The following is a 23,560-nucleotide window of genomic DNA, read 5'->3' on the forward strand; positions in this document are numbered from 1 at the left end:
GAAACAATTCCGTACAGAAATCGCACATTATCGACTTGATGCTAGAAACTCATGTACAATAGAGAGGAAAGGAGATGAGAGCGATTCTGATCGATTGCCTTGAACTTCCCATCCACCCGTTGCCCCAACTGATAACCGTAGGCCATTCCTTTTGGAGCGCGGATATGCAGCATTTTGAACGAAATTTCGACGTTTACGACGTACTACTCATTAAACAAGGTCGCTTCTTCATGACAGAAAACGATAAGCCCTATGAACTCGAGGCCGGGGACATACTCGTGCTAGAACCGGGAAAAACTCATTGGGGACAACGTCCTTGCGGCGAAAGTACAGAGCTGTACTGGTTCCATTTCCTCCATGACAAACCGCTCCGAACCGTCCCCGCCGAGGACATTTCATGGAAGTATATTTTTAAACAGGGCACAGACCATGACTTGCGTCCGACGGAACAGCTGATGTACGTGCCTAAGTACGGGCGTATTGATCTGGGGCCAATTCTTCCAATTTTGGATGATATGTACCGGTTGCACAACGTAATGTCTGTGGATAGCGCGCTAGAATTGCAGAGTCTGTTCACTATTCTGTTGTCCCGTCTACAAGCTGCCGCAATGCCGCGCACACCGGTCAGATCCCGCGCAATAGCTGATTTAACGACCGACTACATCCGCCGCCACAGATATGAACCGTTTAAAGCCGACCAGATGGAGAAGGAACTTAGCTTTCGTTTCGACTATCTGGCACGCTGTATGAAGCAGCATACAGGCATGAGTCCGCTTCAATTCGCCCATCATCTCCGTATCAATGAAGGGAAGGAACTGCTCGTGAATTCAACGGCCAACGTTCAGCAGATCGCAGAGCAACTCGGTTTTGAGAATGCCAATTACTTTATCCGGCTGTTCCGCCAGACGACCGGCACCACACCTCTGCAGTATCGTAAATCCCGGACGGGGTTTGTCTAAATCTATTTTTCATACCATAGGAGACTTTGAGAATGTGCAGATCCAAACCGTTATCCAATTGCTGTGCATTCACACGTTTTGGATACACAATTTTTATATAATGCATGCCTGCGGGCAGGTCTGACATTGTATACTCGGCAAGTTCCTGGTTTCCCGGGTATCCAAGCACCTTGATCGTTGGCGTTACCTCTGTATATTGCGTATTATTTGCAGACACATATATCCGGTAGGGCCCATTCGTAACGGCTGCTCCTCGTGTTGCAAGCATACTGAAATGCGTCAAAGGATGTCCGTTCGTTGCATATACGACGGCGTATTCCTCTGCCGTGTTCGCATGTAATGGGCTAAACCGTCTCGGATCGCCAAAGACATCCGCATTCCAATCAGAGATATATAAATTGCCGGTTGTGCTAAACGTCTTACTGAAATCGTCCGCATCATCGTTCACAGACACGTTGCCGTCCAGGTACAAGGTTCCGAATTTCGACGTGTCTTGCCAATTGCTGTCGGTTCCGTTCCACATCCGAACACCTTCCCGGGCAACCCCCGTATCATCATCGTTGTTCCCGATATCCAGCCCGATACGCATGCCGTCTTCCGGTTGTATCCCCAAATTTATCCAGGGCACAGTCAATTCGATTGTATATCCACCGGAAACTTGGGACGCACCTCCAGTGATACCTGCCGAAGGATGTGATGTCACGATGCCGCTTCCTAGCGCGCCAATGGTTATTTGTCGATCAAATGCATCGTATGCACCGTTCTTGCTGTAATTCCCGTCGATATAGATTTCGATCGAATCATCCATATAAACCTCAGTTGAATCCTTGATTACTGCGTGGTCCATGACACTGGCTGCGACGTACAGGTTCTGGTCGTCCCATACCGCGTCGAAAGTTACTGCATTATCATTCAAACCGCTTGTCACCTTACCGATGCTGCCGGCTAGATTCCATACCGGCTCCGTTAACAGACCGTTCGAGACCGGTGCCCCTCCTGAAATATAATGGGACAAATATTCTCCCTTGTTGCCGATACGCTCAGAAGTAAGTGTCAATTCTCCAAAGTTCGCATTACTTTGCCAGTTGTTCCCATCGCCGTTCCATAACAGCACGCCATCTCGATTTGCGCCGTTAGCATCCTCATTGTTCGCGACATCGAACCCGATCTTGTGACCGGATTGGGGAGTGATGCCCAGATTCGACCAAGGCACGGCCATTTCGAACGTGTATCCGCCTTGTACCGCACTTACAGCAGTGATGATGCCGTTACTATTTTGAGCTGTATGTGGTGCGCTTTGATCGAACGTGACGGAAATCTGCCGGCTGTCCGTGCCGTATGCCCCTTCCTTACTGTTATCCGCATCGATGTAGATTTCTACGGAATCGTCATGGTAATAATCGGACGAATCTCTAACGAGATGCTTGTCGTATACCTTGACTGCCGCATACAGGTACTCATCGTCCCACAGTGTGTCGAACTTAACGACATTCGTGTTCACACCTTCACTTAGCTTAGTTAAGGTGTGTTGAAGCTGCCACATCCCTTCATTAACGACACCGTCAACGATAACGGGACTGACCGTCTGCTTGATCGTATTCTCGGGTGAGTCGTTCGTGCCAATGATCTGTCCATACATGATTCCTGTATTGCTTGTAGCCAAATACACTTTCCCATATACATTCGGATCCCCGACGATCGTGTGCATATCAATACCGAGCTTGTTGCTGTCATTATTAATTCGAATCCAGCTCGTACCCCCGTTATCGGAGCGGAAGAACCCCTCGACGCCATTGATTACACCTCTTACGTACAGTGCAGGTACGGTTGTCCCCGGTGCGTGCTTACCGTAGGTAAAGTTGCGAACCCGATCAATATTGGGTACCTTCGTGAACGTGTTGCCATAATTCGTGGATAAATAAGCACCGCCGCCGGCTACGTCTGCGCTTACCCATACATAACCGGGTTTGCCCTTAATCGTTGATACCAACACCCAATTCCATTGACCGATTACCGGCAGGCTGGCATTTACTTCGGACCACTGTGCTCCGGAATTATCCGAGCGGAACAATTTACCGGAGAATTTATCGTATAAATAGAATTTATCGCCTACATTGCGATCGGAAACCAATTGATCCCCGCGATTCTCCCAGACGCTTCGCATAGCTTGACTCGCTGGCGCTGTCGTTTTCACCCAAGTCTTTCCCATATCGGTCGAACGATAGGGAATATCATTGACCGGGAGGTATACAAGGACAGGCATTCCATTCGCCTTTACGTCGGCAGAAACCGCAATTCTCCCCCCGTCCGCGAACGGCCAGCTTTCGAACTTTTGCCACGCACGGCCTCCGTCCGTTGAATATCCGCCGTTACATGCGACGAAATCCGGATTCGCTTCACTAAAATCAATGGTGTTACAATGCGGCATGCCAGGTACATCGGCATTAAATGGCTTAACCGGAAATTCCGTAAGATTTTCATAAGCGAATCCATTCACATCCGCTACTGCGGCTATCAACTTCGTCTTCGATGTCGCAATGAGATCCACGGCTACCGTTTCCTCAATACCGTTAACACGCGTGTACCAGTTCACCGTATCGGCGTGGATTTCTTTCGTTTCCCATACGCCAAAACCGCCGGTGAACCATACCGAACCGTTGTGGGGATCGAATTCGATTTGATTCGTCAACATATTAAAGGCCCAATCTTGCCACCAAGGTACCGTTCTGTTCTGAATGTGCTTGTTCGTGACATCACTCCACGACGCCCCGCCGTTCTTAGAAACGTAAAATGTTCTCTCTTCGGTTTTGAATTCGGTTACAATAAGAAAATTCGGATCATCCGGGTCTACGCCGATGGCCCCGTACTTCTCTCCCGGCATCGGTGAAATGTTGGACCAGTTGCCGTTCCGGAACACAAAGATGCCGTCACTAGCGTCAACGACTTGGTTCCCGAATCCCCATTCCGTGCCGCCGGCAGCAACGTATATGCTCCCGTCCGACGCCAATTGTATTCGCTTTGGCTTAATCGGACTGCCCGCCATGAGCTGCCATGACGCACCTGCATTTACCGTCTTGTATATTCCTTGTCCTTGAACACCTATATACATGACCGTCGTCTGACCATTTACGACGGGGCTGTTGGGGTCAAATACAATGTTACGAATGCCGCGGTTCGGGCTTCCTGCGGGTACGCTTGACGTAGGAATTTGCGTCCAGTTCACAGCTCCATTCTTGCTGACCCATAATCCGTCAAGTCGCGTACCTGCGTAAATGATTTGATCATTATTGGGGTCGACCGCCAGACTTTCACCGTTAACGCGTTCATTGCCGTTGGGGATTACCTGGTCGCCGCCGTAATTAATTTTATTTAAATTCGTTTTTTGCCACGTTTCTCCCCGGTCCGTTGATTTGTAAACATCGCTTCCGGGTTGCCCCTGATATCCGCCAAGCGCTACGTACACAACATTGGGATTAGTCTTCGAGAGCGCGATGCCGTCTACTGAATATAAGTTAACCTGGTCAGGACCGAGAAATGACAGCATCTGATGCCACTGTTGCTCATCCGCATCCCAACGGAAAGCACCGCCAACGTCCGTACGGGCATACATCAAATCCGGTTCCACGGGATGAATCACGATTCCTGTCACGTATCCGCCGCCGCCCACCGGAACGTTGCCCCACTCGTATTGATCTGCACCGTTGACAGCTGCGGACGACACTTGGGGAGCTGCCAAGAGTCCGCCGATCAACGTTAACAACATGGAAACAACCAAACAAATACTTGAAAGCTTCTTCATTTTATTACCTCCTCTAGATTTAGATGTTATTGGAACCTCCGTGCTTTTACCTTCCCCTCACCTCCTTCGTAGATTAAAAATGCAGAGAAACTGTAAGTCGACTGACAACCATTGTTCCGTTGAAGAATGACGCTGGCCGGCAATATACCTTGAACCGGCCAGCGGATTCTGTAACCCTCTACTCTAGTACGGCATAGATCACTGATGCGGCTTGCGCCCTAGTCGTCTGCTCCTTCGGCTTAAAATTGCCGTCTGGATAACCCCTGATCATTCCAGCGTTACCCAATGCACGGACAGCATCGGCCGCATAGCCAGCAACGGATTGCTGGTCGTCGAATGCTGTTACCCCGGCGTTTGATGTCAATTTCTGTTCAGAGGCTTGCATCGCGCGATGTAACATGACTGCCATATCTTCCCTTGTAATCATTTCGTTGACTCCAAAATTTCCATACTTGCCTTTGGCGATTCCGAGCTTCTCGGCTGATGCGACTGCTTGCTTGAACCAGGCGTTTGCCGGAACATCGCCAAAAGTAGTCGTTGCTTGTTCGTCAATGAGATCTAGAGCGCTCAGTAACAGTTGAAGAAATTCCACCCTTGTGATACCCCGATTCGGCTGGAAGTCACCGTTTCCGGTGCCGCTGATGATTGATCTTGCCTCCAGCGCCTCAATCCCTGTCCGCGCCCATTCCGAACGATTCAGGTCTGAGAAAGAAGTAACGCCTTTAGCAACGGCATACATGCCGGAATGCTCTGGGCTGTAACGAATCTTTTCCGTTTGTCTGTCGTATTTCGCATTCTTGACGACCTCTAGTTTCCCTTCTTCAGAGATATAGTAAATGACGATCAGATGAGGTTTTTCTCCAGTTTCCAATTTGTATGCGATCTCAACGGCGACCGCTTTCCGGGAGAAGTTGCTCAGCCGCTCCCCGTCTACCGACAAATTAACATCGTACACGGGCTTTCCTTGTACCTGATTCTTCACGTTTCCTGGCAATGCGCTTGCATCGATTCGGGAAATCGTGATTTCTGCTTGCTTCGAATCGGGTTTCAGGATATCTGCTTTCGTTTGCGTGGAAAATGTTACAGTTACATCTCCCGAACGGACAGCGACGTCCTGAACGCTGCTTCCTGCCTTAATAAGAGCCTGGAGCGGTAACGCAATAACAGCTCTTCCATTTCCCGAGGATGCAACTGGTAGTTGTACATCGATTATTAGTGTCTTGTCGCTAATGGATCCCAGCGCCCGGCTGATCTCTTCTTCGCCGATTTCCGCCTTCATCGAACCGTCGGGCAACGATTTAGGGGTAACCTTAATCGTGCCGTTCGTGACGATAGATTCTCCACCATTACCAGTGCCATTGCTATTACCGTTTCCAGTGCCAGTGCCAGTACCAGTACCTGTACCTGTACCTGTACCTGTACCTGTACCTGTACCTGTACCTGTACCTGTACCTGTACCAGTGCCATTACCATTACCATTACCATTACCATTACCATTACCATTACCAGTGCCAGTACCAGTACCTGTACCAGTGCCATTGCCATTGCCATTGCCATTGCCATTGCCATTACCGTTACCGTTACCGTTACCGTTACCGTTACCATTACCGTTTCCATTACCGTTTCCATTGCCATTACCATTACCATTACCATTACCATTACCGTTGCCACCGTCATCAAGGTCTTCCACGGTGACCGTAACGGTAGCGATCGCACTACCGCCGGCCCCGTCTGCTACCTTGACTTTGAACACGTCTGGGCCCGTGTAATTAGAGTTCGGCGTGTATGTCCATTCGCCAAGCGCATGAAATTCCACAGTTCCGTTGACAGCCGCTTGTTCCACGGAATAAGTAAGCTGGTTATCATCTTCGTCCGTTGCCTGTACTTGACCTTGCACCGGCAGGTTTTTCTTTGTTATTACAGAAAGATCGTTAGCGACAGGTGCCCGATTTAGCTGACCAGGCGGTATAACAGTTAAAGCGATCGTCGCTTCAGCGGTAGCGCCCAGCGAGTCCGAAACCTCAACCACGAATGAGTCTTCTCCCCGATAATCCAATACAGGTGTATATGTCCACTGACCGTTATCCGTCAATTGAATATCACCGTGCAGCGGCATCTGCTTCAACTTGTATGTCAGAGCATCGCCATCCGCATCCGTTGCATACACAGATCCTGTAACGGTTCGGTCTCTAACTTCAACCGTGGTGTTACTCATGACCGGGGCCGCATTATACCGTTCGTACGCGTAAGAAACCTCCAAGATATGCATATCCCATGCACCGTCTACTTGTGTTTCATCTACGCGCTTTGGAAAGGCAATCTTCAAGAAGTTCATCCCTTCAGGCATTTCTGAAACTTTATATTCAGCTAACTCCTGATTGTCCGGATAACCGAGCACCGTGATGGACGGTGACAGCATATGATATTGCTTGCCGTCCGGAGAAACGGAAATTTTGTACGGACCCTCCGTAGAACCTGATGAACGTGTTGCCTGCATGCTGAACTTGCTCAATGGATAGCCGTAAGTGGAATAGACGACGCTATACTCTTCTTCCGGATGTGCATGAAGCGGACTGAATCGTTCCGCATCACCGAATACATCGGCATTCCAGTCGGCAATATACAGATTGCCTGTGCTGCTGTAAATCTTGTTAAATTCCTCTGCCTCGTCTATCACGGTCACCGTATGTTTAACTGGCACCGGTACATCCGTGATGTCGCCATCCAGAAACAAGGTCCCGAAGTTCGTTGTATCCTGCCAGTTGTTATCTGTGCCGTGCCACATGTTCACACCTTCCCTTTGACCTCCGTTATCATCATCGTTGTTCCCTACATCGAATCCAATCTTCAAGCCGGGCTCGGGCTTGATTCCCAGGTTAGACCATGGGATGGTCAGTTCAATCGAATACCCGCTCGGGATTTCCACTGCGGCGCCTGTCATGCCAACCGGATTCTGAGACGAGATCCCGTCCCTCTGAATACCGACGGTCACTTGCCGGTCGAACGCATCGTAAGCCCCGTTCTTGCTGTTATTGCCATCGATATAGACTTCAATCGAATCGTCCATATAGATTTCATTGGAATCCTTCATAATGTGATTATCCAAGACGCTGGCAGCCACATACAGATTTTCATCGTCCCATACTGCATCGAACTTCACGGCATTATCGTTTACACCGCTTGTGCCCTTAAAGAGGCTTCCAGTTGGATTCCAAACTGCCTCAGATAAATGACCATCCGACACAGGTGCTTCTTCCGAAATGTAGCGGGTCACGTACATACCGTTGCCGCCGATTCTTTCGGATGAAAGCGTCAATTCCCCGAAGTTTGTATTATCTTGCCAGTTGTTCCCGTTCCCATCCCAGAACAGAACGCCGTCCCTTGAAGCGTCGTTATCGTCGTCATTGTTTGCAACATCGAAACCGATCTTCATATCCGATGCCGGCGTAATGCCCAAGTTAGACCAGGGTACGGCCAGTTCAACGGAATAACCGCCTTCGATGGACTGAATGGCGCTGACTAGCCCGTCTCTCTTCTGCGATGTGCTAAGCTCGGCGCGGTTGTAACCGATCGTGATTTGACGGCTATCCGTGCCGTACGGCCCGTCCTTGCTATTATTAGCATCGAGATAGATTTCGACGGAATCGTCCTCATAATAATTGGTCGAATCCTGAACAAGTTCGTTGTCATATACTCTAACGGCTACGTAGAGATTCTCCTTGTCCCATAATGTGCCGAACTTTACGGCATTATTGTCCACACCTTCATCCTGCTTCGTCAGCGTATGGCTCAGTTTCCACATTCCTTCATCGATCTTACCGTCAATCATGACGGGACTGACTGTCTGTCTCACAGTGCCGAGACCGACTTCTTCCGGTTCCGTATTCTCGACATACGTTACCGTTACATTCTTACTGCTAACATTGCCAGCCAGGTCCGTTGCTTCAATCGTAAAGACGTTATCCCCCTCAGCCAACTTTTGAAATGAAGAGAAGGAAAGCGCTTCGCTCAATTGCGCCAATTGGCCGTTTACTTTAACGTTAGCGGCTTCACTCACGGTACCCCTCAATACATAGATCGTATCGGTTGCAGTCTCGCTCTCCTGTACTGTGATGATGGGCGGATCCGTATCATACACGGCATTGACCGTATAAACTTTGGAAGTATGTCCTTCTGAATCTGTCGCTTGCACATTAACTGCATTGTCACCCGGGACCAATGTTACAGGATGGGAAAAGGTAAGATCATCCTTTAAAGTTGCAGTTTCCCCATTCACCGTAAGGGTTCCCGCCACGTTCACCTTTCCTGAAATCACAATATCAGGTGTATTTACATATAATTCCTTTTGATCGAGAGTAACGCCCACGTAATCTGGGTCATGAAGAACGTTTAGAATAATAGGTTTTGACGTATTCGGGATTGGCGCGCCTGTCAGATCGACAGCGTTATCCTGACCGCTTACCTTAATCTCGTTCATGCCTGCTTGCAGGGTAACCTCGTCTTGAAATGCAAGATCATCTGCGTTGACGATCTTTTCTCCATCGTTCACAAACACGGTCCCAGGCTCATTCATTCGGCCTGTAATGGCGAACTGTTCATCCCGAACCGCATAAGTCGCGTCCATAACCGTACTTGTGCTGCTCTGGTCTAACTCGATCACCGGCGGAGCGTCGTCCGTGCCCTTGATTTGGCCAAACAAGATGCCTGTGTTGTTCGTGCCCATGTAGATTTTCCCGAACACATTCGGGTCTCCAACCATCATGCTCATCTCAACACCGAAACGTTGACTGTCATCATTAATCCGTATCCAGCTGGTTCCAAAATCATCGGAGCGAAAAAATCCTTCAACACCATCGATGATTCCTCTTAGGTACAATGCCGGATCGGCCTTCCCCGGTGCATGCTTGCCGAATGTGAAATTACGCACTCTGTCGATATTCGGCATTTTCGTGAAGGTTTGACCATAGTCGGTTGAAACGTAGGCCCCGGAATTTTCACTGTCAGCGCTTACCCATACAAATCCGGGCTTGCCTTTCACCGTAGCGGTTAACACCCATTGCCATTGGCCGATGACCGGCAGGTCAGCGTTAACTTCCGACCACGCTGCTCCTGCATTATCCGAGCGAAACAGTTTACCGGTAAATTTATCATAGAGGTAAAATTTGTTCCCTTCATTCCGATCTGACACGATAAGATCTCCGCGATTTTCCCAGACACTGCGCATCGCTTTGCTGTCAGGCGCGCTCGCTTTCACCCAAGTTTTGCCCATATCGGTGGAACGGTACGGGATATCATTAATAGGAAGAAACACAAGAACAGGCAGGCCGTTCTCCTGGATCTCCGCCGAAACCGTCATCCGTCCGCCGGATTCAAACGGCCAACTGGTGAATGTCTTCCAGTTATGTCCGCCGTCGGTTGAATAACCGCCATTACAAGCGACAAACTCCGGGTGTTGTTCGCTGAAATCAATGGTGGAGCATCCGGGCATTCCCGGTGCGGTAGCATTGAAAGGTTGTTCGGGATATTCATAAATATTCTCATAAGCAAATCCGTTAACATCCGCTACCGCAGCAATCAACTTCATCTTCGGTGTAGAAATAACATCCATGGCGACGGTTTCTTCTATACCGTCAACGCGTGTATACCAGTCTACCTTGTCATCATGAATGTTCTTCGACTCCCAGACGCCGAAGCCGCCGGTAAACCACACGGAACCGTTATGCGGATCGAATTCAATCTGATTCGTCAACGTATTAAATTGATAGTCCTGCCACCAGGGGATCGTCTTGTGTTGAATAAAATCGCGTGTGGCGTTCTCCCATGACTCCCCGCCATCCTTTGATATGTAGAACGTTCTGGTATGGAACTCATTCGTTACCAGGAAATTGGAGTCTTCAGGATCTACACCGATGCCCCCATAAGCTTTGCCGGCCATTGGCGAGATGTTCGTCCAGCTTCCATTACGATAAACAAATATTCCGTCATTAGCGTCCACGACCGGATTTCCGCCCCATTGCGTGCCGCCTGCAACAACATACATTTCACCTGCTGCCGTAAGATTCATTCTCTTGGGTTTAACGGGACTACCGGTCATTAAATTCCATGTTGCGCCTGCATCTTCTGTTTTGTATATACCTGCACCTTGAACCCCAACATAGATGACCGCAGTCTTGCTGTCTCCTGCCGAACTGTTCGGATCAAATACAATGTTGCGTATACCCCGATTTTCGGGTCCAGTTGGTACACTCTCGATCGGAACTTGCTTCCAGGTTGCCGCGCCGTCGTGGCTTACCCACAGACCGTCGTTTCGTGTGCCCGCATAAACGATATCCTCATTGTTAGGATCAACCGCCAAGCTTTCCCCGATGACACGCTCGTTGCCGTCGAAGTTCGCCTGATCGCCGCCGAGGTTAAACTTGTTCAGATTTGTCTTGTGCCAGGTCTCGCCGCGGTCCATCGACTTGTAGACATCGCTGCCTGTCCCCCCCAGATAACCCCCCAGTGCGACATATACAATATCAGGGTTAGTCTTAGAAAGCGCAATGCCGTCTACTGAATACAGATTCTGGTCGGCCGGACCAAGAAACGACAGCATCTGATCCCAACGTTGCTTAGCTGCGTCCCAACGGAAGGCGCCGCCGACATCCGTTCGAGCATACATCAAATTTTCCTCAACCGGATGAATCACCATCCCGGTAACGTATCCTCCGCCGCCGATCGGAACGTTGCCCCATTCATATTGATCCGCTCCATATTCGGCAGCATGTGTTACAGCAGGGGATGAGATGAGGCCGGAAACAAACGTAAAGACCATTGCAAATGACAGGAAAACACTCATAAACTTTCTCATGATCGAACCCTCCACCTAAATTTCTTTAATTGTAAACGCATACACACAGGTTTATATAAGAAGCCGACAACACATCAACTGCGATGTCGGCTTCTGTGGTGACAAATTAGTTAGATTGGAACGCTTTCAATTGCTTCTCGCGCTCTTCGATAACCTTAAGGTAACCTGTCGCGTGCAGTTTCTCACGGTATTTAACAATCGTTTTTTCGGGATCGATAATGCCGGTAAAGATGGCCGTCTCGAATTCCGCTTTGGCATTGTCCCATGCTGCTTTTTCTGCTTTAACCGGCTCATCGTTCGGCGTAAAGCCTAGATTTTCGGACACTAATGCGGCATCGTTATACTCCTTGAATTTGTCCCACTTTTTGGGATCTTCATTCGGGAAGAGGTAACTTAAGAATTGGTTACCGAACATCCAGCTTGCGCCGTGGTTATACGTCGAAGTTTGTGCAGTAACCCCTTCTGGAAAGTCGATTACATTCTCGGATACCTTCACATAATGCTTGCCTTCTATACCATAGTCCAACAGATTGACGACATACGGATCGGAGTGTAATAGATTCAGGAACATCATCGCACGTTCCGGATCTCCAGAGGTTCTGGATATAGCAAGCATCGCCCCCGTCGTATCATCCGTTCTGGTTATCGGTTGTGTAATATCCACTTGCACGTATTCTACACCCGTCGACGCAGTCAATTCAGCATCCTTGCCTGGTTTCAACCCCTCCACACGGGCAAATACTTTGCCGGTTTTGAGTGTTGCGTTAGCGTCTTTGTTCGTCGCTGCATCTTTATTGATGTATCCAGCGTTCCACCACTTGTGCTGAAGTTTCAAGTAGGGCATTGCTTCTTCCGTAATGTACGGATCGCCAAACCCTTCATAGAGTTTGCTGGCGAACGAAGCCAATCCATGACCCTCCGCACTGAAGAAAGGAATTGCATCCGGCTCCTTATCCTTGATCACCTTCAGCATAGGCTCAAGATCCTCCGGCCGTTTAATGGTTGTGATGTCAAATTTGTATTTATCTACATATTTCTTGTTTAGAACAAAGCCCAGATGCGAAGCTGTCTCTTTATTTGTCGGAATCGCATACAATTGTCCGTCCACCTTCGCGCCTTGGAGCAGCGTTGGCGTAATGTTCGCGGAAATGTCTTTGCCTTGGTTCGCAAGCAGTTCGTCAAGCGCCAGAATCTGTTTCTTAGCGACGGAAGATGAATACCCCATCCAACCAGCCGTCATCAGAATATCGAATTGCTGATTAGAAGACGCCATCAAATTCAGCCGTTGGCCGTAATTATTCCAATCAATCGCTTTAATCTCGATGGTGGCATTGATCTTTTCCTTTAGATATTTGCTCATTTCATCCGAGATCAACTGCTCGTCCTTCGTTGGCGTACCAGGATAGTACATGACTAACTGATAAGGCTTTAGTTTAGAATCCGATTGCTCTGTTTCTTTCCCCTCGGTTTTCGAATTCGTCTCAGCCTCATTGGATGCCGAATTATTCGCGCACCCTGCTAATAAGCTTGAGATCAGCAGTAAAACCCCCAATAATACTGAAAACAATTTCTTCTTACTTTTCATACCGCTTACCTCCCTGTAATGTTGTTCTATATCAACCATAAGGCTTGGTTGTAAAGGAAGCTACCCTTTAATCGCACCTACCGTGAGCCCCTTCACAAAGTACTTCTGGAAGAATGGATAGGCAACTAGGATCGGTCCCATACCCAGGATGACCATTGCCATCCGAATGCTCTCGTTAGGCATATCCCGCAAGATTGTGCCGGCTTGTCCGCTTGCCGTAAGCTCGGAGTTCGACTGCAAGTACTGAATGTTCGCCATGACCTTATACATCAGATATTGAAGACTCACTAAGCGTTCATCCGTAATGAAGACCATGCTCAAGAACCAGTCGTTCCAATACAAGAGCGTATTAAACAATCCGATGGTGGCGAATACAGGCAATGAAATGGGGATAATCATCGCAAAAAACGTCCTAAATTCGCCGGCACCGTCTATTTTGGCAGACTCAATAATCGCATCAGGCACAGACAGGGTGAAGAAGGTTCGCATAAGAATGACATGGAACGGAACGATTAGCAACGGGATAATAAGGATCCAAATCGTATCCGTCAGATTCAATACGCTCGAATATAAGATATACCAAGGAACCAGTCCGCCGTTAAATAGCATCGTAAACAGCAGGACGAAAGCGAAGAAACCCCGATACTGGAATGATTTGCGCGATAAACCGTATGCGAACATAGACGTAAACCATAAGCTGACAATGGTTCCGACGACAGTTACAAACACCGTTACGCCGTACGCTCTCACTACGCCGTCGAAATCCGCGAACAGATAGCTGTATGCATCAAAGCTCAATTGGCTCGGAAATAAGCTGTACCCATTAGCAATTAGTGTTTTCTCCTCCGTTAGGGATACCATGAAGACCAGAATAAGCGGAATAATGCATGCCGCAACATACAGGATAAAGAAGACATGTACAAGGAACCGGACAGCGGGATGGAGACCCCTATCAAGCTTGTTCAAAGCTTTTCCCCCTTTCTCTAGAATAGCGAGCTATCTTTGTCATATTTACGGACGATCTGATTGGCAATAAGGATAAGTACGAATCCAACGACTGATTGATATAAACCCGCAGCTGACGCCATGCCGATGTCTCCAAGATTCATTAATGCTCGATAAACATAGGTATCAATTACGTTCGTCGTTGAGTAGATCATCCCGACATCACGCGGTGTCTGATAGAACAACCCAAATTCCGAGTAGAAAATCTTCCCGATCTGTAACAATGTCATTATGACCATGACCGGCATGAGCAGCGGAACTGTAATTTTAACGATTTGCTGCCATTTGTTTGCACCGTCCATCTTGGCCGCTTCATAATATTCCGTATCTAACCCGATAATGGCCGCCAAGTAAATGATGCTGAAGTACCCGATGCCCTTCCAAGTGTTAACAAGTACCAAGATATACGGCCAATACTCCGCTTCCGTATACCAGGCACGCGGTTCAAGGCCTAACCAGGGGAGAATGAACTTATTTAAAACCCCGAGCTCTGGACTTAGGAACGAATAGGCTAGATATGCAACTACGACAAAGGATAGAAAATACGGTAGAAACATCGCGCTCTGATATAGTTTTGATAAAAACTTGCTTCGAATCTCATTCAACAAAATAGCGAATGTGACGCCGAGCACCAGATTAATAATGATAAAGGCCACATTATACAAGACTGTATTCCTCGTAATTATCCAGGCATCTGTTGATGAGAACAAAAACTTGAAATTACTAAAGCCTGCCCATGGGCTGCCCAAGATCCCTCCAGCGTAATCATAGTTTTTAAACGCCAGGATGACACCGAACATCGGAATGTAATTGTTGACAAGTAAGATCAGCAGTGCCGGCGCCATCATTGCCAGTAACACCTTGTTTCTCCATAAATCTCTTAATATCATTCTCATTGTATCTCCCTCCCGCTAGATCATTGTATAGGGAGTTGAACATTATGAGAATGAAGCATTCTACACGAATCTCTAAAATTCAACACTCTCTCCCAAAAACAACAAAAACGCGCATACGGCAGATTTTCGTCCGCCATACACGCGTTTTATACATTGTCCTGTTCCTTTACCATCTGTCTGTATTTCCCGGGATGCATCCCGGTATATTTCTTAAATACGGTGCTGAAATAGTTCGTGTTCTCGTAGCCGACCATTTCCGCGATATCCAATATTTTTAAATCCATGGATTTAAGTAATTGTTTGGCATTCTCCATTTTTACAGTAACCGTATAATCGGTGATCGTCTCTCCCGTACCTTTCTTGAAGATTAGGCTGATGTAGTTGGGGCTAAGCGACAAGATTTCCGATAAGGTGTGGATCGTAATCTCATTCATATAATTTTTTTGAATATAGTCCTTTATCGTCTGAATGACTCTATAGTGCTTCTGATTATTCTTCCCCGCAAAGCTTTCGGCAAGCTTCACCAGCACATGAATCATATATGACTTTAAACTGTCCAGGGTCACCTGTTTATGAATGGTCTGAATGAGGTTCGGTAAATGCTCATTGATGATGGCAAAATCATCGCCGAACTCCATCAGCGTTCTTTGGCAAGCGTACAATAAATCAATACATAGGCTCTGCACATATTCGGGCGTAGTCCCTTGGTACCGGCGGACATGGTCGAAGATTTCTTCAACTGTCAGCTTCGTCTCTTCCGCAAGCCCCGACTTTATATTAGAAATGACACGGTGATGAAGCTTGAGCACATTGGCCAATTCCACCCCCATTCCGTTCGGCTGCTGAATATCCTCATAGAGCACAATGGAGTTGCTTCCCGTATAGTATGTGTGCTGCAGAGCTTCCACCGCCTGATGATATGACAAATCGACGTCAAGAATAGTAGATTTCGATCCGATCCCGATCGAGACAGACAGCTTTAGAAACCTTTTCAATGCAGCAATAACTTCCCGGGACAACGCGTGATGCTCTTCCGGCCTTCCCCATAAGACGAACCCGAATTCATTCTCGCCGATGGAACAGACGGCTCCTAATGCCGATTGGGAAACAATTTCCTCTGCAACGTTAAGCAGCGCGAACCGAATTAGTTGAATATGCTCTTCCGTATACATCGCGATCGCCTGGTCATAATCATCGATGCGAAGTGAGGCAGCGTACAACGGGCGGTCCTCGTCCTGTAAAAGTTGAACATAGGCCAGCTTCTCGCGAATCGTCCGTTCGGATTTATAATAGCCGGTCAGCCAATTAGCCAAAAACTTGTCCCGAATAACGGGCATATGATCGATAAGTTGTTTTTGCAGGCTTTCTACAGTAATCGATGTATTAAGCTCTCGCTCGATCCTTCTCGTAATTTTATGAATCGTTTCCATTAATTCTTCCATTTTGATCGGCTTCAGGATGTAGGCATCGACGCTCATCGACAGTGCCGTCTGTGCGTAACGAAAATCCTGAAAGCCGCTGATGATGACGATGTAGGTATGCTCCTCTCTTTCTCGAAGCCTGGCAGCCACCTCCAACCCGTCCATAAACGGCATGCGAATATCCGTAAGCAAGATGTCAGGTTTCAGCTGACCGCAGAGTTCCAGCGCCTCTTCCCCGTCGGACGCCTCACCTACGATTTCAATATGCAAGTCGTGCCAAGGCACAATCGTTCTCAAGCCTTCACGCACGTGGGCTTCATCATCGGCTATAACCATCTTATACATGGTGCACTCACCTTCCGCTAGGTTCAAAATAACGTTTGTCCCGTATTGACGGCAAGGTCAGAAGCACCGTCAACCCAGGTTGATCTTCATTCTCGCAAGCTTCCACGCCGTAACAGTCGCCATAAAACTGTTTGATTCGTTGATTAACGTTACGTAATCCGAAGCTTTGTTTAGAGGTCTGCTCACTATCCAGAATCTCCTTCATCATATCCATGTCGGCGCCGGCTCCGTTATCTTTGACCCGAATAACCAGAGAGTCACCCTCTTGGCAGGCACTTACTTCAATGTACCCTTTGTCCCTTACCTGGCTGATTCCGTGTTCAATCGCATTCTCGACAATCGGCTGCACGATTAGTTTCGGCAGGAAGATCCCTCGCAAGCTTTCATCCAATCGAATTTCATAATTCAGTTTATCTTGGAACCGAAGTTGCTGTATCGCAAGATAGCTTTGTATTTGTTTCATCTCGTCTTCCAGAAGAACGATACTGTCTCCGTCATGAAGGCTTAAGCGAAAAAAGTCGGATAAATAGGTGACCATCATACTAACGTCCTTAGCACCGTGGCGAAGGGCCATCCAATTGACGGAATCGAGGGTATTGTACAAAAAGTGAGGGTTGATTTGCGCTTGTAAAGCCTTAAGCTCAGCCTCTTTCTTCTTGATTTCCGACACATACAGCTTCTCAATCAATCCGTTAATTTTCTGAAGCAGCTGGTTGTACTGATTGAACATGGTCGCAAACTCATCTTTACGCCGATATTCAACAGAGATATTGAAGTTACCTTCCTTCGCATAGGACATGAAATTGATAAATTTTTTGATGGGCCGGGCGATGTGGCTGGACAATAACCATGCGAGTAAGAAGGCTATGACCATACATAACAGCAGTGTGATCGTCATGGAATTCTTGAAACTTGTCAGTTCACTATCAAGTTCGCTTACTGGAGAAGTCATAATCATTTTCCATGGCAATTGTCCGATCGACTTATACGAGATTAGCGTATTCATTCCGTTGACGTTCGCTTGAAACATCCCTTTATCCGAAGCGTATGGATTCAGCCCCAACACATCAGACATATCCTTGCCCGCTCCCAATCCCCCAGCTTGAAACACAATGTTGGCATTATCATTGATGATCATATACTGCGTATGCGGTGTAAGCATCAGCTCATTGAGTCTTGCTTTAAATTCGTCGACTTTCACCTCTAATGTTAAGAGACCGACGTAATCGATATGTAATTTCTCCAGTGCGTATAATCTCTTCGCCAGCAGGATGGAATCTACAGGATGACTGCCGGTCTTGTCCATCTCGACAACATTATACGTATGTTGGTGAGGCAATTCCATATACCACGGTTCCGTTTCGATATCGGTAATGCTGCCGACACGACTTGAAGAGTTGATCTGACTGTATTCTGGACGGTCGTATAAATATACTTTCGGAACGAAACTGATCTGTGATCCATAGTTGAATTCATAGTTATCCAATAAACGGTCCATCGCGGTTATTTCCCTGACGAACGAGTTGGAGTCGGTTGGTCTTTTCGATGAGATGATTTGTTGGAACTCAGGACTTAAATATAAATAGGTGGCAATTTCGTGCGCTACTTCCAATCTCTGAAGTAAGTTAGTGCTAGCCGCGTTAATATTCGTATCAACCGCCCGTACAATGTTACGGTTAATCGAATCTACGCTCCGGTTGTAAATCGTTATTGTGATTACTGATGTTGGCAGTATAATAAACAATAAGAAATACACCAATAGACGGTACTTGATACTCATCTGAAATAATAGATTCTTCGGTAGTTCAGACAACAACCACTTCACATCCCAGCCCCCTCTCGACATGCGTCATACTAGTATTATAGGAGAACACTACCATGAGGAAAAGCATGAACAGTAAGATTGTATGGATCGTGATCGCGATTGCCTCTGTCACAATGCTTGTTGCCTGCTCCGGCCAGATCGTAACGCGATACGAACAGAACGCGGTTACGACTCCCGATTCAGCTCCAGCCAAAGACGGTGAAATCATCAGCTTCGCATTCCCTACCGAATTAAACACCCAGCTGCAAAAGGAGTTAATCGGTGTATTTAACGAAAGTGCAGGAGACATGAAAGCTAAGGCAATGCCTATTCCAAGCGATCGATATAACCAAACCTTGAATATGTTAATGACGTCGGGTTCCGGCCCGGACATCTTCTATCTGCATCCGGAATGGCTTACGTCCTATATCGACAAAAACTGGCTGCACCCCATTGACAGCGATTCGACCTTTCGCAGATATCCCGATTGGGCCGTGGATTACGGAACATTAGGCGAAACTACTTATACCGTATTCTCACGGGGGTTCATATTGCGATTATTGTATAATCAGGATCTGTTTGAGTGGGCGGGTTTACGCTCGGATGAACCTCCAGCAACGAGTACTGAATTCGTCCAGGCAGCAGAGCAGATTAGTGCTAAAGGCCTCGGCTTTAAAAAATACGGATATGCTTTACCGGCCGGCGACGAATGGGAAGGATACATACGCAATGTGGAGATGCTAAGCAGCTACAGCGGACATCATATCACGAATCCCTCTTCAGGAACATTCGAATTCAGCAAGCTTTACCCTTGGTTAGAAGCATGGCTGGAACTCAAAAAAGAGAGGGGACTGTTTCCTGGTGAAGCATCCCTCAAGACAAACACAGCCATCTCTTTGTTCAAAGAAGGCAGCGTAGCTATGGTGCTGGCATCAAACCGCGAAATCCATTCATTATTTGAGGATACGGATGTTCCATTCAGGTGGTCGATTGCACCCCCGATGAAGGGAAGTAACGATGACCAACTGAATGAGTATATCATTCCCGATGGCCTTTACGTCATTAATCGGAAGACGGCAAACCCGACTCTTTCCCTGAAGCTCTGGGAATATTTACACTCTTATGAGGTCGAACATCGTCTTCTTGAGGAAAGCCATATGATTCCGACCGCTATGGACGTCATCGCCAAAGAGACAGAACAGGGGCGCCCTGTCTTTGATCTATACAACTTTCCATTAACTGACACGATAAGTCATTACACATATCCGTTTTTCAATCACCGTAAATACGCGAGCGACTATATTTCCTCCAAAGGGCGCGCACAGGCATACAGGTCCGTATTGGAAGACAATCAGCCCCTGGACTCCGTTCTTCGAGAGATGGATGAATCCTTGGATGAAAAGTTTATTCAATAGGATGCTCCATCAACAAGTCTCGTTATGGGCGGGTTTGTGCCCTAAACAGAGAAGAAGCCGGTCAGCAAGTGTTAACACCTTGCGACCGGCTATCACTAATTAATCGTTATGTTGCCTAAAGTAAGCCATCCTCCCCAGTTCCAGTCCATCTTCTCATTTGCGAATTTGAGAGGTTTGCCGTTCGTAAGCGGGTTGGTGAACCGAAGCAAATACGTATAGGTACCCTTTGCCAAACCGTGATTGTTCTTCGTATATGATTTGGTATAGTTGGTTCCGCCTGGCTGGATACTCTTCAGATTCCAATCCATATAACCCCACGGTGAAGCGACATATTGGTTCGAACTGTTAACCAACACCACTTCGACTTGCCAGTTATAAGGAAACGGTGCCACACCGCGGTTTTGGATATTGACATCCAAACTTAACGTTCCCGACGCCGTTGTATCCGGAATTTTCACTTGGGACACATGGAATTGATAACCCATCATCTTATGTGCGCGCATCGCATTATTATACTCTGTGCTGCCAAGTGTACCTACATTATCAAACAACCAGTAATTCGCGAGCCAAGAAATATGCGTGGTATTCACCGAAGTTGTGAAATCTTGCCCAACGGTGTTAGGCCAGGAATTGAACAGATCCGGCATAATTTCCGGGCGTACCTCGCCCCCGATGGATCGCGTCTTCCAAATCTCTGTTAGTCCGTTAGAAGTCATCTTCGGCCAGAAGTGCCAACTGGTAGGAGCCAGCGTCTCATATGCGAATGAATCGTCGTGATAACCGACACTGTTCTTTAATGTGGTGTCCGAAGTCCCCAATGGATCGCGCAATACTACCTGTGTTTTCGTAAACGCATTCTTGTACGAAGTAAGCAGGCGATTGCGGTTAGGCTCAGACATTCTCCAATCATCCCCGAGACCATCTGGCTGATGAGGATAAGTATGCCATTCCCCCCAAAAACCATATAATCCTGCCTGAACGAATCCAAGACGATTGTCCCCGTCATATCTTGCGCCTGCCGCAGCAATGAATCTTTCTAACGCTGAAACCAAGTTATTATCGTTCCAATTGGGTGCTTTACTGGTAGTATTCCCTAAATCCGTATAGCTTCGCATTTGAAGCCCGCCGTCAATGAGAAACTGCGGTGTACCGATCGGACGTTGCGGATAATCGAGATACACCCGGAAAATCGCATGATTCCCCCTGCCCGAGATCGCATTCAATTCATTATCGATGGCCGCCCAATTGTAGGTGTTGTAGCCTGTCATTACATCTCTTAATGATACATAAAACCACTCCATACTGTGGGGAAAGGCACTTGTTCCTTGCCAAGAGAACGGCATAAGTCCTTTATACGGATTGGTCTCGATGCCCGGCGCATTCGAATTGTAATTCTGATTAACCCATGCATTCGGGCCCGCGAGCGCACTGGATGTAATAGATAAGAACATGACGATAGCTAACACTGTAATTCCCAACTTTTTTAACATAATCCAACTCCTTAAGTAGTTTTTTTTGAACAAAATTCTGTCTGAGGTTAAATAAAAAGATTTCTAACCCTGAAGAACCGGTAACACCACCCCCCTTCTTCTACCGTACTGCTTATTCCTTTACAGCGCCCAACACCATTCCCTTGACAAAGAAACGCTGCAGGAACGGGTATAGCACAATAACCGGCAGAGCCGCAATAAAAATTTGGGCCGCTTTAAAGGATCGTTGCGTAATTTTGTCCATATCGCTTGCAGAGTTGATTAAATTCACAAGGTTCGTCTCCACAATGATCGTTTGTAAATAGGTGGCCAATGGATAGTTATCCTGCCGCATATAAATAAGTCCGTCAAACCAAGAGTTCCAATGACCGACCAAAGTGAATAATGACAGTGTTACAAGTGCGGGCAGTGAAATCGGCAGAAATATTCTAAATAAAGTAACCATATGATTCGCCCCGTCCATCAACGCCGCTTCTTCCAGTTCTTTGGGAACGTTACGGAAGAAATTCATCAGCAGAATCATATTCCACACGTTAACCGCGCCAGGCAGTATTAATGCTCCCATATGATTAATTAAATGCAGTTTGGACATGAGGATATAGGACGGAATCATCCCGCCGCTAAACAGCATAGTGAATACAAAATACCATGCTATAGCATTACGCCCTTTCAGAACACCGCTGTCCTTCGACAGCGGATAAGCCGCCAATATTACCAACAACATACTTACCGCAGTACCTAACACCACACGCATTACCGAGTTCCAAAGCGAACTCGAAAAATCTCGGTTTGAGATCACCTTGTGATAGGCGTCCATAGTGAAATCCACAGGCCAGAAATTGACCAAGTTGGCGCTTACGGCCGCTTTATCACTCAAAGATACCGCCAGAATATGAAATAATGGAAGAATACACATTAATGAAATGATTCCTAACAGGATGTGATTTCCAACAGAAAACCATTTGTAACCTGATGTTTTATAATACATAGATTTGGTAACCTCTTTTCTTAAAAAACTCTGTAATTGGCATATCTGTAAGCAAGTCTATAAGCTGCTATGATAAACAGGCAGGACACAATCGATTTCAGCAAACCAAAAGCCGTTCCAAAACTGTATTGTCCGGAAACCAATCCCATCCGATACACATAGGTATCAATGATGTCGCCCTTCTCGTAAACCAAGGGACTGTAAAGTGTAAGAATTTGTTCAAATCCCGCGTTGAGTACGTTACCCAAGGAAAGTGTTCCCAGAACAATCATGATGGGCATGAGCATCGGTATGGTGATATATACGGTCTGTTTCCAGCGGTTGGCGCCGTCAGCTTCAGCAGCTTCATACAATGAAGGATTAATTCCTGCCAGCGCGGCTAAATATACAATCGTGGAGAAACCGAATTCTTTCCACACATCACTGGCGATCATCGTAAATCTAAACCATCCTCCCTCTCCTAAGAAGAAAACAGGTTCCACACCCAGCATACTCATGCCCCGGTTAATCAACCCTCCGGATGGAGAGAGTACATCCATCAGAATCCCGCCGATGATGACCCAATTCATAAAATGAGGTAAGTAAACCAAGGTTTGCACCGTTCTCTTATATCCGACATGGCGAACTTCGTTAAGCAATAGAGCAAAAATGAAGGGTACCACCATATTCGCCGCAATTTTCCCTACTGCGATGACTAACGTATTAAACGTCACTTGAATCGTGTCCGGCAGGGTGAATATGAGTTTGAAATGTTCCAAACCTACCCATTCCGAACGGGTAAACCCCGTCCAGGGTTGATAATCCTGAAAAGCCATAACGAGCCCTGCCATCGGCAGGTAGGAGAAGATGAAGGCAAAGAGGATGGGCGGCAGGAGCATCGCATATAGGATGGTATGTTTACGGAAATAAGATTTCCGCCGGCTTACGGTCGGCCGTGCAGTAGCGGTTTGAGGCACTTGAATCACTCCAGACTGTTGTTTTTTGTCGATGATCGTGATGAATA

General features: G+C 47.2%; 12 protein-coding genes. 2 read left to right on the forward strand and 10 right to left on the reverse strand.

What is annotated here, in order from left to right:
• Positions 1-74: 74 nt before the first annotated feature.
• Entirely contained in the window at positions 75-959 is an 885-nt protein-coding gene (locus tag SY83_RS21810) for a helix-turn-helix domain-containing protein (protein ID WP_082882684.1), read from the forward strand.
• Here the strand turns inward: SY83_RS21810 and SY83_RS21815 are convergent.
• The 7 genes from SY83_RS21815 to SY83_RS21845 form a co-directional block, all read right to left on the reverse strand.
• The gene (locus tag SY83_RS21815; protein WP_068610405.1) at positions 886-4,758 is read right to left on the reverse strand and encodes a sugar-binding protein; all 3,873 of its coding nucleotides are present in this window, start codon (positions 4,756-4,758) and stop codon (positions 886-888) included. The two genes, SY83_RS21810 and SY83_RS21815, sit on opposite strands and share 74 nt — an antisense overlap.
• A gap of 178 nt (positions 4,759-4,936) precedes the next feature.
• Positions 4,937-11,608 (reverse strand): sugar-binding protein, encoded by a 6,672-nt coding sequence (locus SY83_RS21820; protein ID WP_068610407.1) that lies wholly within the window; start codon positions 11,606-11,608, stop codon positions 4,937-4,939.
• Positions 11,609-11,714: 106 nt separating this feature from the next.
• Positions 11,715-13,193 carry an extracellular solute-binding protein gene (locus tag SY83_RS21825; RefSeq protein WP_068610409.1) on the reverse strand — a complete coding sequence of 493 codons (1,479 nt, stop codon included), beginning with the start codon at positions 13,191-13,193 and terminating at the stop codon, positions 11,715-11,717.
• A gap of 60 nt (positions 13,194-13,253) precedes the next feature.
• The gene (locus SY83_RS21830) at positions 13,254-14,159 is read right to left on the reverse strand and encodes a carbohydrate ABC transporter permease (RefSeq protein ID WP_068610411.1); all 906 of its coding nucleotides are present in this window, start codon (positions 14,157-14,159) and stop codon (positions 13,254-13,256) included.
• Between the two features lie 17 nt (positions 14,160-14,176).
• Positions 14,177-15,094, reverse strand: coding sequence for an ABC transporter permease (locus SY83_RS21835; protein ID WP_068610413.1), 918 nt, complete (start codon positions 15,092-15,094; stop codon positions 14,177-14,179).
• Positions 15,095-15,240: 146 nt separating this feature from the next.
• Positions 15,241-16,860: a response regulator transcription factor gene (locus SY83_RS21840; protein ID WP_068610415.1), complete on the reverse strand. Its 1,620-nt coding sequence runs from the start codon at positions 16,858-16,860 to the stop codon at positions 15,241-15,243.
• 7 nt (positions 16,861-16,867) lie between these two features.
• Positions 16,868-18,640 (reverse strand): sensor histidine kinase, encoded by a 1,773-nt coding sequence (locus SY83_RS21845; RefSeq protein WP_197479919.1) that lies wholly within the window; start codon positions 18,638-18,640, stop codon positions 16,868-16,870.
• 98 nt (positions 18,641-18,738) lie between these two features.
• Between SY83_RS21845 and SY83_RS21850 the strand changes: the two genes are divergently transcribed.
• Positions 18,739-20,079, forward strand: a complete 1,341-nt coding sequence (locus SY83_RS21850; RefSeq protein ID WP_068610419.1) for an ABC transporter substrate-binding protein — start codon at positions 18,739-18,741, stop codon at positions 20,077-20,079.
• 95 nt (positions 20,080-20,174) lie between these two features.
• On the opposite strand, the gene SY83_RS21855 is transcribed toward SY83_RS21850, so the two are convergent.
• From SY83_RS21855 to SY83_RS21865, 3 genes are all read right to left on the reverse strand, one after another.
• A complete protein-coding gene (locus SY83_RS21855) occupies positions 20,175-21,569 on the reverse strand; it encodes a DUF4832 domain-containing protein (RefSeq protein WP_068610422.1) in 1,395 nt (464 codons plus the stop codon).
• Between the two features lie 112 nt (positions 21,570-21,681).
• Positions 21,682-22,557: a carbohydrate ABC transporter permease gene (locus tag SY83_RS21860; protein WP_068610424.1), complete on the reverse strand. Its 876-nt coding sequence runs from the start codon at positions 22,555-22,557 to the stop codon at positions 21,682-21,684.
• A gap of 20 nt (positions 22,558-22,577) precedes the next feature.
• Positions 22,578-23,513 carry an ABC transporter permease gene (locus SY83_RS21865; RefSeq protein WP_407944602.1) on the reverse strand — a complete coding sequence of 312 codons (936 nt, stop codon included), beginning with the start codon at positions 23,511-23,513 and terminating at the stop codon, positions 22,578-22,580.
• Between the last annotated feature and the right edge of the window lie 47 nt (positions 23,514-23,560).

The sequence above is a fragment of the Paenibacillus swuensis genome, from assembly GCF_001644605.1.
GTDB classification, from domain to species: Bacteria; Bacillota; Bacilli; order Paenibacillales; family DY6; genus Paenibacillus_N; species Paenibacillus_N swuensis.